The organism is Paenibacillus sp. 7523-1 (genome assembly GCF_002276415.1).
In the GTDB taxonomy this organism is placed as follows: Bacteria; Bacillota; Bacilli; order Paenibacillales; family Paenibacillaceae; genus Paenibacillus; species Paenibacillus illinoisensis_A.
Genome location: NZ_NPBR01000017.1, coordinates 345,050 through 359,172, shown reverse-complemented (window position 1 = coordinate 359,172; position 14,123 = coordinate 345,050). Strand labels below are relative to the sequence as shown.

At 50.4% G+C, this 14,123-nt stretch carries 10 protein-coding genes; 5 read left to right on the top strand and 5 right to left on the bottom strand.

The genetic code is table 11. From position 1 onward, the window contains the following. Positions 1–43: 43 nt before the first annotated feature. Positions 44–727, bottom strand: coding sequence for a serine/threonine protein kinase (locus tag CHH60_RS20160; RefSeq protein ID WP_095360806.1), 684 nt, complete (start codon positions 725–727; stop codon positions 44–46). 258 nt (positions 728–985) lie between these two features. On the opposite strand from CHH60_RS20160, the gene CHH60_RS20155 reads away from it, so the two are divergent. After that, entirely contained in the window at positions 986–1,903 is a 918-nt protein-coding gene (locus tag CHH60_RS20155) for a PD-(D/E)XK nuclease family protein (protein WP_095289115.1), read from the top strand. Positions 1,904–2,068: 165 nt separating this feature from the next. Here CHH60_RS20155 and ald read toward each other — a convergent pair whose 3' ends face one another. Then, positions 2,069–3,202: an alanine dehydrogenase gene (gene ald / locus CHH60_RS20150; protein ID WP_095360805.1), complete on the bottom strand. Its 1,134-nt coding sequence runs from the start codon at positions 3,200–3,202 to the stop codon at positions 2,069–2,071. Between the two features lie 189 nt (positions 3,203–3,391). Here ald and CHH60_RS20145 point away from each other — a divergent pair, with 189 nt between their 5' ends. Beyond that, positions 3,392–5,062: a PucR family transcriptional regulator gene (locus CHH60_RS20145; protein ID WP_095360804.1), complete on the top strand. Its 1,671-nt coding sequence runs from the start codon at positions 3,392–3,394 to the stop codon at positions 5,060–5,062. A gap of 24 nt (positions 5,063–5,086) precedes the next feature. Here the strand turns inward: CHH60_RS20145 and CHH60_RS29635 are convergent, their stop codons facing one another. After that, on the bottom strand, positions 5,087–5,368 hold the full coding sequence (locus CHH60_RS29635) for a hypothetical protein (protein ID WP_141236977.1): 282 nt from the start codon (positions 5,366–5,368) through the stop codon (positions 5,087–5,089). A 372-nt stretch (positions 5,369–5,740) separates the two neighbouring features. On the opposite strand from CHH60_RS29635, the gene CHH60_RS20135 reads away from it, so the two are divergent. Next, the gene (locus tag CHH60_RS20135) at positions 5,741–7,816 is read left to right on the top strand and encodes an nSTAND1 domain-containing NTPase (protein WP_095360802.1); all 2,076 of its coding nucleotides are present in this window, start codon (positions 5,741–5,743) and stop codon (positions 7,814–7,816) included. 34 nt (positions 7,817–7,850) lie between these two features. On the opposite strand, the gene CHH60_RS20130 is transcribed toward CHH60_RS20135, so the two are convergent. Then, on the bottom strand, positions 7,851–9,623 hold the full coding sequence (locus tag CHH60_RS20130; protein WP_255248012.1) for a sigma-54 interaction domain-containing protein: 1,773 nt from the start codon (positions 9,621–9,623) through the stop codon (positions 7,851–7,853). Between the two features lie 417 nt (positions 9,624–10,040). Beyond that, a complete protein-coding gene (locus CHH60_RS20125; protein ID WP_236146699.1) occupies positions 10,041–10,964 on the bottom strand; it encodes a proline dehydrogenase family protein in 924 nt (307 codons plus the stop codon). Positions 10,965–11,164: 200 nt separating this feature from the next. Here CHH60_RS20125 and pruA point away from each other — a divergent pair, with 200 nt between their 5' ends. Next, positions 11,165–12,712, top strand: coding sequence for an L-glutamate gamma-semialdehyde dehydrogenase (pruA, locus tag CHH60_RS20120; RefSeq protein WP_095360799.1), 1,548 nt, complete (start codon positions 11,165–11,167; stop codon positions 12,710–12,712). Positions 12,713–12,812: 100 nt separating this feature from the next. Then, the gene (gene rpoN / locus CHH60_RS20115) at positions 12,813–14,117 is read left to right on the top strand and encodes an RNA polymerase factor sigma-54 (RefSeq protein ID WP_095360798.1); all 1,305 of its coding nucleotides are present in this window, start codon (positions 12,813–12,815) and stop codon (positions 14,115–14,117) included. Positions 14,118–14,123 lie beyond the last annotated feature (6 nt).

The following is a 14,123-nucleotide window of genomic DNA, read 5'->3' as shown; positions in this document are numbered from 1 at the left end:
GATATGTTCCGTGAAAGTACATTGTTGTGAGAGTAACCCTTTTTTATTTCATAAACCTGGCTAACAGACGATTTGCTTTCTTGGATAGGTCGTCCATCTTGAGGTTGGCCTGATCCAGCTGATTGTAGCCCCATTTGATCGTTTGCAGCATACGCGGGGAAATGGGTGTGCCTTTGATTCTTGGATAAATGTTGTGATAGGCCCAGACGAGATGTTCCCAGCGGTTGTCATTGCCTTCCTTAATGTACTCCGATACATCCAGAACCTTCGCACGTCCGTTCTGAAGAAGAACATTTTTGAGGTGAATATCCCGTGGGTTGAGGCCACGGCTGCGTACAGCTGACCGCGCTTCGTCCACATCGATCATCACCTGTTCGGGAACCGGAATTCCTTTTTCCAGACACTCCAGCAGTGTATCTCCCGGCTCATAACTGATGACCAGAATATTTCGGCCACTGCCGTAATAGGTGGGGAAATAGGGTAATCCACGCAGCTGTTCATAGACCCGCTTCTCGTTCTCCAGTTTCTCCAGGGCGTGATCCGAATACACTTTGAAGGCATATTGGGGCAAGCCGTCGTACGTAAAAACAGCCGCATCCGTACCTGTTCCGATGCAATGGATTCCTTCTGCATGGCCGATGATATTCACCAGCTCATTCCGGTCGCTGCCAATGACCTGGATCTGTTGCAAAGCCATTTCCGCCTGGAACCAATCCGGTCGATTCATGGGTGGTGCCTCCTTTTAGGATATGCCTGTACATGATTTGATCTGCAACATCCTGTCCTTTATTTAGTATATTATGCGTTTTGCTTCGCCATTTCATCTTTTGGTGATGATACTATATAAACGTTACGGTTCGAATCGGAAACGGTTGCGTTCCGTACAAAATCACAGGACAGCTTGCAGCATTTTCACCCCATCCTATATACTGTGAGCATCAAGGGATCTCATACAGATCCGGGATACAGAAAGGCAGAACAGCTTATGGCACAATACCCGCAGTGGTCGTATTCGCAGTCGCGGGCAAGCATGTTCGATGAGTGCCTGCGCAAATATTATTATCATTATTACGGAGCCCATAACGGCTGGAAGACAGAATCCGCTGATGAGATGCAGGTTCGTCTGTACCGATTGAAACAGCTCAGCAATCTATATCTCGTCTTTGGTGACCTCGCACATCGGATGTGTGAGTCAGCAGTCCGAAGCAGGGAGGAAGGCAAAGACAAGCCGCGTGAATCATTTCTGGAACAAACGATGCGGAAGCTGCTTAATCAAGCCTATGTGGAGTCGATGGATCAGGATCAGTGGCGTCTGGACCCGAAGAACCGGGTGATGCTATCCGAGATTTACTACGGAGATGACACGCTGAATGACCGAATTGCAACGATTAAGGAGCGAGCTTCGGCTTGTGTAAGCCATATGTATCAGACGCTTACCTGGGAAGACCTGTCCCGGGCGAGTACGGATATTTTGGAGATTGAGAAATGGGACACCATGATTCTGCATGATACGCGAGTATACGTGAAGATGGACTTGTTGTATCGCCGCAGCAACGGCAACATTGTGATTGTAGACTGGAAGACGGGCAAGGAGGATGATTTCACGGACCAGCTCATGCTGTACGCAGCGTATGTCAGGGACCATTACCGGGTGCCGCTGGAGCAGATTGAGCTGCGAGTGGAATACCTGTTGACCGGGACACATCGCGAGTTTACGCCGACCGAAGAGGAGCTGCAGAAGGTCGAGGACAATGTGGGAAGATACATCGAGGAGATGCGTTCCTGCGTGGCAGATGAGTATCATAATCGTCCGAAGGACATGTCGTACTTTACTCCGATGCCTTCACGTCGTGCGTGCAGGGATTGTAATTTTCGCGAGGTGTGCAGCGAGCGGGCGGTTTGAATCGTTGGAATATCTCAGAATCCAGAACTTATAATCTAACAGAACTTGTTTCATGCAAAATAAACCGAGAAGCGCCAGTCCGGACAGCATATGCCCGGACTGGCGCTTCTGTTCGTTCCACAGGCGAGAAAGACAAGGTGCCCGGTGGGAACGATCATATACAGATTACTGGACAGCGGCGGGATGCTCCAGCGCCTGTCCTGCAGGAACATAGGCATGCCCGAGATCTCGGGCCACTGCCTCATACGTGATATGTCCATTCAGCACGTTAACCGCGCTGCGAATGGATGCACTGCCGCGAATCGCGGAGGCTGCACCATGGTTGGCCAGCTGCAGTGCATAAGGCATGGTGGCGTTGGTCAGCGCCACTGTGGATGTGCGCGGCACCGCGCCAGGCATGTTCGCTACCGCGTAATGTACAACACCATACTTCACGTAAGTCGGTTCATCGTGGGTCGTAATATGATCAATGGTCTCTACGATTCCGCCCTGATCAATGGCGACATCCACAATGACCGAACCGGGTGCCATCGTTTTGACCATCTGCTCGCTGACAAGTTTTGGCGCCTTGGCGCCGGGAATCAGCACCGCACAGATCAGCAGATCCGCTTCAGCGACCGCAGCGGCGATGTTGGATGCACTGGATACCAGCGTATGGATCTGGTTACCGAATATGTCATCCAGCTGGCGCAGGCGATTCAGATTCAGGTCGAGGATGGTCACGTCCGCTCCGAGCCCAATCGCAATTTTGGCCGCATTGGTACCGACCGTACCACCGCCGATGATGGCCACCTTGCCGCGGCTGACGCCAGGCACGCCGGATAACAGAATGCCTTTGCCACCTTCGGTTTTCTCCAACAGCTGCGCCCCGATCTGAGCTGACATCCGTCCTGCCACTTCACTCATTGGGGTCAGCAAGGGAAGGGTGCCGTTAACTTCCAGAGTCTCATATGCAATGGCAGTTACCCTGCTCTGAACAAGAGCCTTCGCCAGTTCCGGTTCTGCCGCCAGGTGCAGATAGGTGAAGAGAATCAGTCCGGGACGAAAGTAGGCGTACTCACTGGCAAGCGGTTCTTTAACCTTGATAATCATGTCAGCTTCCGACCAAACGGATTGGGCTTGAGTCTGAATGACTGCTCCGGCAGCCTCATACTCGCTGTCTGTGAATCCGCTGCCCAATCCTGCACCCTGTTCAATCATGACTTGATGCCCTGCTCTGACAAAATCAGCCGTTCCTGCAGGGGTTATGGCTACACGGTTTTCATTGTTTTTGATTTCTTTTGGGATACCGATTCTCATGCCCATGCACCTCGTCCATTTAATGGTTGTCAACTTATACTACAAGTTTATGACCTGAGTAACGGTTTTGCACCTTACTTAATGTCTATGTTTCAAGAGATTCAATCAACATTATGTCGAAAAGGGCTATTCAGGACATTTGTCCATGAATTATAATGTAAGAAAAAATAACACTACGAGGGATCGATATTGAGAAATGATCGTGTGTTTACGATAAAGGATCTTTTGGCACGCCCTGTTTTTTCCAGAGCGCGTCTGGTTGCAGGAAGCGGGGGAACATCCCGTCAGGTTGGATGGGTTCATGTATTGGAGATTACCAATGTCTCTCCGTATGTCAGTCCCCATGATCTTATTTTATCCACAGGGCTGTGGCTTCAATCGGAAGAGGGGCGTGAAGAATATCTGCTCCAGCTGATTCATAGTGATGCGGCAGGATTGTGTGTGGAGTTTGGCACCAGCATTCATGGCATTCCCGAACAATTAATTGAACTGGCGGATCAACATCAGTTTCCGCTGATTGTATTTGAACAGCCCGTAAGGTTCGTGGAGATTACGCAGGATATTCATGCGCTGCTCATTAATCATCAGCATCAGCTGCTGAAGAGTCTGGAGGCATACTCCCGACAGCTGCAGCAGCGGACATTGCAGAGCACTGACATGTCTGCCGTACTCCATCTGCTTCATGAATATGCGGCCAAACCAGTTGTCTATATTTCGTCCATGGAGCCAGGCAGCTTTGTCCCGGGTCTTCCACCGGAGATGGAGCAGGCCATCTATACCTGGTATGAACAGGAAGTAGAGCATTTGGATCTGAACGATTCGGATACTGAACTATGGTTTCGCATCGATGAACAGCATATGCTGCTGTGTCATCCAGTGGTCTGCTTTGGTCAGGTGTTCTCAGCTGTAGGCATGGTGGTGCATCCCTCTGCGCCAGTGGAATATCTCAAACTGCTGCTTGATTACACGGCGAAGGCGGCAGCCGCACTGACGCTTCGTTCCCAGTTTCTCGAAGAAAAGATGGTACGCAATCAAAATGAACTAATTCAGGACTTGATGAATGGTCATATTCATCAGGAAGAGCAGGCACAGACCCGAATGGGACTCCGATTGCTGGTGAAGGGACAGTACTGGTTTGCAGGAGGAGTAATTGAGATTGAGCATCAGCTGAGGGGGACCGGACGTGAACGGATGGAGGCGAATCATCAGGATATTCTGGTTTTGCTAAGATCCTTGCTGAAGAAGAACAATCTGCCGAGCTTGATCATGCTGAAAAATAACCAGGTCTACCTGTGCTGTGCCAAGGAAGAGAGTGCTGCATCCACCTCCCATAAGCTGGTTAGGTCCCTCGAAAGCATTATTGGAGATGTAAAACGCTTTGCGAGCCGCAACCTGAAGCAGGTTGCGATATATGCCGGGTTTGGCAAAATTCGCAACCGCTTGACCGGCATGCCGGACAGTCTTCAAGAAGCGTATCAGGTTATCGAAGTTTCACGTTCAGTGAGTCGGATGGAACATATTTACTTTTACGAACGTATGGGTATATATCAAATGTTGAAGGCACTGCCTCAATCCTTTCTTCAGCCCTTCGTGGAAGACCATCTCGGTGTGCTGATCGAATACGACCGTGCACATCATCTCCAGCTTGTGGAGACGCTTGAAGCCTACTTGCGGAATTTTGGTTCCAAGCGTGACGCTGCTGCCCAATTGTTTATACATCGACAGACGTTGTACAACAGATTGGAGAAGTTGGAAGAGCTGATGGGACCTGGTTTTATGGACCAGGGGAGAAGAATATGCCTGGAGATGGCGCTGCTTGCTTACGCGATGATGGAGGATAAACAGACTTATCAATCTTGATGGTGGGAAGCATCGAAGTGTGGTTTAGTAGTTTTTGCCGATACGGCGGGATGGACGCAGCTGTGGCAGTATCGAACGACCAGACATGGAACGCCTGCCGCGAAAGAGTTTGGGTTGACCTGTTGAGGGAGCAAGTGATAATGATGTGGGGGCTGCCAATCGGTACGGAGGCGACGTTCGATCAGAACGGTCCTCTGCCTCAGCCTCATGGGATAGAAATTCGTGTTCCTTCAACCAATCAGCCAGCTTTTCATGTTGGATTCCGAGTTGTCCGCTCAGATTACAGATATCGAGTTCTTTTCTCACACAAATCCGCCTTTCCTGGAATCATTATGGTTTTGGAAGGGAAGCAAGAAGTTTGAGATTGGTAAGTGCTTATGTACTTCAGCATCAGGTATTGGCAAATGCAACTAGATTGGTGTGCTCGATTGGCGGAACAGTGAATTAGGTTTAAGCGATGGTAAGACATTATAGAAAATGAAGTGCATGTATCCCGTGTTAAACGTTTGCATGATGCTGTTCGGGACCTATCCATAATTTGGCTTTCTTTAAGATTTTATCATTTCATAGATTAGTGCGCGTCTCAATATAGTCTCAATTTTGCAAGGGAATGGCCTATATGGAGCATTTAGATAATGCTGAGAGTAAAAGTACCAGTATCTAGTACGGAGGGCACAAATGGGAAACAGTAGTGAGGTACAGAGCGATAGACACTATGACCGTGGCAAACGTTTTGTAGGACGAGTCAAGGAATTAATGATTCTGGATCGCTGGTTTGACCATCCGGAAGCACCTTTGACCATTTTTTCGGTAACGGGAATGGGAGGGATCGGGAAATCCTCCTTGCTCTCGGAGATGTTGTCGGTATCCCGTAATCGGGGGGCTACGTCCATATGGATGGATGGCAGATCCTGTGGTTCAACCCCCTCGGTCTTTCTGGAGTATCTCTCCTCGACATTGGGACTGGAAATGATGGGGAGTGAGGGCCATCTCCGGCCACTTAGCCGTCTGAGTGAGACGTCGGTTCACAAGAGACTGGTCATTGCGGTGGATAACTATGAAGAGCTTGCCTTGCTGGAAAGTTGGTTTATAGAGGTTTTCGTCAATAAACTCTCCTCCAGCGGGGTGCTGATCATATTGGCCTCACGATCCGAACCGGCTACGGCATGGCGAATGCATCCACGCTTGAGGCAGCACTTGGTGCAGATGCCGCTTCAGCATTTCACGAATGAAGAAGTATCGGAGTACATTGCTGGTGCAGGACTCGTGAATATCAGCATGGCAGGCACGATTGCACGAATGACGGACGGGCATCCGTTTGGACTTGCTCTCGCGGTGGAAGCTGCCGATCATCGGCGAAACGTACCTCTTGCGGAATGGGCCGAGCTATCCTATATGATCAGTGCACGCTTACTGCTCGAATTGACGCTTCCAAGTTTGCATCCCATGATTGAGGTGCTCACGCTGCTCGAAACCGCCAATCAGGAATTGTTATCCTCGGTTCTGCAAACGGAAGTGACGCTCGGTGAATATATGGCGCTGAAGCGAATGTCATTCATCCGCTCCGTTCCGGATGGCCTGGCGCTGCATGACCTGGCCAGAGTGCATCTGCTTCGGGACTTTCGTCAACGTGAACCACAGCGGCTGCAAGCCATGCGGGTACGTATCGCTGGCTTGTTACTGCCCCTGCATGCACAGGCCGGGCCACATGAGCAGCGGCAGATTGCCCGGAGAATGCTCCTGCTCTGCCAGGAATCCATGCTTCAGCATCGGAAATATGCGGATGTATCTACCGATGCCCTTTTTTCACCGCTGGAGGTCATGCGAGCAGGAGACCTGCCCTTGCTGCACAGCTTATTGGAGGAATGGTGCGAATACAGTGTGGAGCCGTGGCAGGCTGGGCCTTATCGCCCATTTCTGGATGAGCTGGCACAGCGTTACCCTGAAGGAATTGTGCTGATGCGTGATCAGAACGGGGAGCCGATTGCCATGTTTATTACGGTACTTGTCCACCGGGAGAGCAGTGAGATGCTGTTAAGATATTTTCCGGCGGAAATGGAAGAATGTTTTAGCCCGCAGGAACTGGCGTGCGATCCGGATCAGACAGATACTCATTTTGCCGTACTGGCTGCTGCCCGTGATAACGTACCCGGATACAGACGTGAAGAGCTCGTGGGCTACATGTCGCTGGACAGGCTATCCCTTCTGGGTGATGGAGCAAGAGTCATGCTGGTGGCAACCAATCCGAATCTGAAGCTGTTTTTACAGAGCATCGGTTTTCGGATGAGAAGAACGCATTCACGTATCTGTGACCGATATGAGGATCAGGCTGATGTCATGGACCTGGATTTGCGAAATGGATTATTTGGAGAATGGGTTATGTCCTTGCTGGATCCCGAGAAACAAGGGAGCAAGTTGCCTTACGAAGCGACGAGTAACGGAACGGAACGGATTACGTGGTCTGAGTCGGATTTGCGAAAAATGCTGGCGCATTTGCACTCCCCGGGGGAACTGCATACGTATGCTGCGCGGGTAAGTGGTCTGAGAGACGGGATACAGCTGCAGATGCACGTGCTGGATCTTCTGGAGGGGCGCGCACACGGAATTTCCCAGCAGGATCAGATGCTCCTCTATACAGCGTACTGGACTCATGCGGGTAACCCAACAGCCGCAGCCCAGGCCTGCTCCATGAGCCGGGCCACGTTTTACCGCCATTTGCGAACCGCACTGATTCGTCTTGCACGAGTGTTATAACTGGATATGGATCATGAAATACAGAAGAGGCTGGTCATAGACCAAGCCTCTTCATTCGGTTATAGAGCGTGGCTCTGGAGATGCCTAGCTGCCTGGCGAGTGTACGTTTATTGCCACCTGCCGAGATCAGACACTGATGCAGGAGATTCGCTTCATATGAATCCAGCATTTCCTGATAAGACAAGGGGGAGACTTCGAAGGACCCGCTCTCGTTTCCTTTTGCAATGGTATCCGGAGATTCGCTGGTTGATGAGAGCGTCGGTTGTACCGGTATAACATGCAGCAACGCATTCTCATCCGCTGTGGAGGAGCGAGGCTGTATGAGTGAGGTAAGGGATTCCGGCAAATATTCCGCTTTGACCTCACCATCTGTTGTAAGTATGGTAATCCGCTCTATCACATTGCGAAGCTCCCGTACATTGCCTGGCCATTCGTAGCTGAACAGCAGCTTGAATACTTCGGGAGGAAGGAGTTCAATGTGACGGTTATAGAGCAGGGAGAACTCTTGGAGGAACGTCTGGGTCAGTTCATATATATCTTCCTTGCGCATGCGCAAAGGAGGGATGATGAGATTGATGACATTCAGGCGATAGTATAGATCTTCCCGAAACTGGTTTTTGGCAATCATGTTCATCAAATTCTGATTGGTTGCCGCGATAATTCGGCAATTCGCCTGTTTCATGCGTGTTCCGCCAACGGGGAAGTAGCTTTTTTCCTGAAGGACCCGCAGCAGCTTCACCTGCAATTCCAGCGGCATTTCGCCGATCTCATCCAGGAAGAGCGTACCGCCTTCGGCCAGTTCAATTTTCCCCTTTTTCCCTTTGGGATCAGCACCGGAAAATGCCCCTTTTTCATAACCAAACAATTCACTTTCGAACAGTGAAGCGGGAATGGCACCGCAGTTGATGGCGATAAAGGGCGCGGATGGTGACTCGCGCAGGTCATGAATGGCTTTGGCAAACAACTCCTTACCTGTTCCGCTCTCACCCAGTATGAGCACGGTGGCTGAAGTACTACTAATCTTGCGTATGGTCTCGAGACACTGTTTAATGACCGGACTGCTGCCTTTGATACCGGCGAACGGATCGGAATCCGGACGCAGCCGCGCCACGGCCTTCTCCAGGTGCTGGACTTTGGATGTCATATGTAACAGTTCCTGATGCAGGCGGATTTCAGTTGTTATGTCCACTTCGGCAGCTACCGCACCCACGATACGTCCATCAAGAACCACTGGACGTGCATTGATGAGAGCGAACAGATCCGGACGGGGCTGGTGCTGTTTACGGTAGACCGTATCGCCCGTGTACAACGTCTTGAGCGATTGAAGCCGGTCAGGCGGGAAGAAGTCTGCTGCCGGCTGTCCAATGATGTCCTCTTTGTTAATGGAGAAAACACGCTCTGCATCCGTTGTCCAGTAAGCCACCTGGGCTTCTTCATTAATCAGGGTGAGTGCTGTACCTGCCGTTTCAATGGTGGTTTCAAAATAAGCCTCAATGAGGCGATGGGCTTGCAGCATGTGCTGCAAAACATCAGTTACTTCAATATATCCAACAGGGGAGCCTTCATCCTGAACCAACAGGTGGGGGCTTTCGCTAAAATAGGGAATGGCTTCGGGTAGTGCAGTGGTTGAAGAAATAACAGGCAAGTGACTACAATCCTTTAGCCTACTCAGGTCTGTCCGCAGAAGAGACATCACATCTGGAAGCAAATGTTTCATCCGTTTCACCTCGGGTTCGAGCATGATAATCAGAAACGACACTTGTGTGCCATTACTTGCAATGCGAATCGTTGGGCAGCTATAAACCATAAAGAATGGTTAGCCCTATTATAGCGGCACAAATAAGTTGTGTATATATTTTTTGACATGAGGTGTAGGTGTTATAGAGAGGATTAAATAATATATAAAGTAGTTAAATTAGTATACGCTTACATACGAATAAGTTGCTTCTATACGCTATTGTTCCTAAATTGTCTGAGCATTTGGAGTCACAGGGAGGTGAAGTTATATGACACCAAGCTGGTGTTCACTATTTTTTGAACATTCATCAGTGTCTTAAATATTGGACATTTCAATTTGGGGTTTCTTATTTTTTAGACATTAGCAGTGTGGAAGGGGGCATGACAGAGGGGATAAAAAAACCATGCGACCTGAGAAAACATGGCTCACATGGCTCCCTATATTTGCTTCACTGCGGTCAATCGAACCAGGAAAGGGAAAGTCTGATTATCTAAACATGTTTTTGACAACCATCCAGAGATTGGCCGGCTTCTCGGCAAGGCGGCGAGTGTAATACGGATACCACATGGTTCCATAGGGTACATAACAGCGAATGCGATAACCTTCCCGTGCAAGTCGTTCCTGTTCACTCATGCGCAGCCCGTACAGCATCTGGAATTCAAACGCATCTGGGGAGATGCCTCGGTCTCTGGCATACTGTTTGGTCCACGAGATAATGTGGTCATCATGCGAAGCGACCGCTGTATAGACACCTTGATCCAGATGCTGGCGGATCATGGATTTGAATTGATCAATGACTTCGGAAGCATTCTGATATGCTACGGCTGCGGGCTCTTTGTAAGCGCCTTTGACGAGGCGAAGCCGAATGCCTTCACGAATCATGTCCCGTGTATCCTGTTCGGTACGATGAAGATAGGCTTGCAGTACAGTTCCCGTGTTATCAAGTCCTTCTGCATGCAGGCGGCGAACAATATCCAGCGTAGCCTGGGTAAATGGGCTGTCCTCCATATCAATGCGGACAAACAGCTCATGCAGCTTCGCCTGTGCCGCTACGGATCGGATATTCCGGTAACCCTCCTCCGGATCGAGCGCAAGGCCCATCTGGGTTGGCTTCAGGGATACGTTGGAGTCTGCCCCTTGGCGAGCTATGCCTTCCACGAGTCTTATATATTCATCACGATACTGGGCAGCCTCGCTCAACCTTGTGATGCCTTCCCCGAGATGATCCAGTGTGGCCATGATGCCTTTGTTGTTAAGGACCCGAATCTCCTCAAGCGCCTCCTCCAGTGTGCTGCCAGCGATAAACTTACCTGCCAGCTTTTTGCCGTATTTGATGGACAGATTCTCCACAGCCTTATTGCCTGCAACGGTCAGCAGTGTTTTGCGGTACATTTCCGTTCCAATACTCACGCCAGTTTCCTCCTTAGGGATCATGCTTCTAATAGCCGTTTAATGAAGCAAGAATCGTGCCAGATCATTTATTTTATTAAAATATTCATTCTTAATCGGAGTTGGCACGGATCTTGCTACATATATTGGATGAGAGTGAAATAGCATGGTAAATCAGGCGAGCAGCCAGCGATTCCAACATCCTGAAGGAGGAATTATTCATGAATATCCCTTTTGTTAACGAACCATTTACGCCCTTTGCTGTACCAGCGAACAAGGAAGCCTTTGAGAGCGCACTTCGCAAGGTGGAATCTGAGCTCGGACAGGAATATTCCATGATTATCGGCGGGCAGAAAATAACGAGCAGCCGCACGTTAACCTCCGTTAACCCGGCGGCTAAGGACCAGGTGATCGGAACGATTTTTCAGGCAGATCAGGAGCTGGCAGAGCAGGCAATTCAGACAGCAGCAGAAGCGTTCCGTACCTGGAAACATACAGATCCGAACGAACGCGCGCGATATCTGTACAAAGCAGCTGCGCTTATGCGCCTGCGCAAGCATGAATTCTCTGCATGGATGGTGTATGAAGCAGGCAAAACATGGCCGGAGGCAGATGCAGATACAGCGGAAGCTATCGATTTCATGGAGTTCTATGCAAGAGAAATGCAGCGTCTCAGTGAACCTCAGCCCCTGACCCGGATTGCCAGCGAGGATAATGAACTGACCTATATCCCGCTTGGCGTGGGGGTTGTCATTCCGCCTTGGAACTTCCCGCTGGCCATTATGGCTGGCATGACTTCTGCCGCGCTCGTATCGGGTAATACAGTTGTCTTGAAGCCGGCCAGTACGACACCGGTGATCGCAGCCAAGTTCATGGAACTGCTCACGGAAGCAGGATTGCCGGATGGCGTAGTGAACTATTTGCCAGGCCCGGGCAGTGAAGTGGGCGATTATTTGGTAGATCATGCGCTGACCCGCTTTATCAGCTTCACCGGTTCAAGAGATGTGGGTTTGCGGATTAACGAACGGGCTGCCCGCACAGCTCCAGGACAAAAGTGGATCAAACGGGTGATTGCAGAAATGGGTGGAAAAGATTCCATTGTTGTGGACAGCGAGAGTGATCTGGAACTGGCTGCGGACTCCATTACCGCTTCGGCATTCGGATTTTCTGGACAGAAATGTTCCGCGTGTTCCCGCGCCATTATTCATAAGGATGTATATGATGAGGTATTGCAGAAGGTCATTGAGCGTACGAAAAAGCTCACGATGGGCAGTCCGCTCGAGGTAGGCAGTCATGTAGGACCAGTTATTGATGACAAGGCGTATGCCAAGATTAATGAATATATCGAAGTGGGCAAGGGCGAAGGCAGGCTTGTGTTGGGCGGTGGTACAGGGGATGCACAAGGCTATTTTATCGAACCGACGATTATCGCGGATGTTAACCCGCTGGCCCGAATTGCGCAGGAAGAGATTTTTGGACCTGTACTCGCGTTTATCAAGGCAGATACGTTTGAGGAAGCTCTTCATATTGCTAACAACACGGATTATGGCTTAACAGGTGCAGTCATTTCACGGAATCGTGCTCATCTGGAACTGGCGAGACGGGAGTTTTTTGCTGGCAATTTGTATTTTAACCGGAAATGCACAGGTGCTTTGGTTGGCACGCATCCGTTTGGCGGATTCAACATGTCAGGCACGGACTCCAAAGCGGGCGGAAGAGACTATCTGCTGCTCTTTACACAAGCGAAGCTCGTCTCCGAAAAGTATTGAGGCGTACAGTGGCTGATGCTTGTAGTCAAGCATTTACTTTTGTACTCTTTTTCCGGAAAATATAATTCAAATTCCAATCCGCGCAGAAGGAGGGAGAATCATGATGGAGATGCAGCTGGTTCAGCAACAGCGTGTTCGGCTGTCCATGACGCCAGAGATGAAACAGTCCATTCATTTGCTGACGTTGTCCGGTCAGGACTTGAACCGTTATTTGCAGGAAGCAGCCGAAGAGAATCCGGTACTTGAAGTGGAGGAGCAAGCTGCACCGCTGGTTCGCCTCCCGCGGAAAGGAAATCAGAGAACGTTCGCTTCCTACGACCCGCTGCTGCAGGTGAAAAGTGCTGAGCCAACGCTTGAACAGCTGCTGTCTGCTCAGATCCGCTTGCTGGATCTCCCGCCTGTGGTGAAGGTAACAGCTGAATATTTGGCGGGGTGTGTCAATGACGACGGTTATCTGAAGACAGATTTGACTGAATTGTCATCCGTACTCGGCATCTCTGTGGATAGGCTGCAAGCAGGATTGGATATCCTCCAGTCGCTGGATCCCGCAGGTGTTGGAGCACGCAGCTTGCATGAGTGCTTGCTGCTTCAGATCCGCCGGGATTCGTCAGCCGTTGTCCATGCCGAGCAAATGGTTCAGGCCGGACTGGGGGAACTCGTGCCCTTCCATCCAGGGAAAGCGGGAACGAGGCTAGGGATATCCTCACGTGAGGCACAGGCTGCGTATAATTACATTACGCAGCTCGACCCCAAACCCTGTCGTTCCATTGGATGCCAAGAGCGCCCTCATTACATTATTCCGGATGCCTTGGTGGAACTGCGGCAGGGCGAGATTTATATCGGGCTCCATTCGGCAGGGAACCTTCGTGTATCCATGAATGAAGCATGTTCCCACTGGATCAGGCATGAAGCTCCGGACGAAGTTTGGTCGGCGAGGGCAGCGGAGGCGAGAGCCATTGTTCGCAGTGTGCAGCTGCGGCGCAGAACCTTGATGCGTGTTCTCACGGCAGTGATGAGTGAGCAGGTACATTTTTTGCATGAAGGGCCCGCTGGTCTGAAACCGCTCAGTCTGGCTAACGTTGCCGAGAGGATTGACATGCATGAGTCCACGGTGAGCCGTGCCGTTAGCGGGAAATATATACAGACCTCTCATGGGGTGTTTGAATTGAAGTCCTTTTTTTCTACAGGCATTGAGACGGCATGCGGAGATCCCACTTCTGCATCAGTGGTTAAACTTCGCTTGAAGGAACTCATCCGTACAGAGCAGGTTAGCCGGCCGTATTCAGATAGTCAATTGGCAGCGCAGCTCGCCGGGGAGGGGATCAGGATCTCCCGCAGAACAGTGGCAAAGTACAGGGAGGAGCTGCAGATCCTGCCTTCGCTTAAGCGCAAGCGCTGGAGTTAATAAACC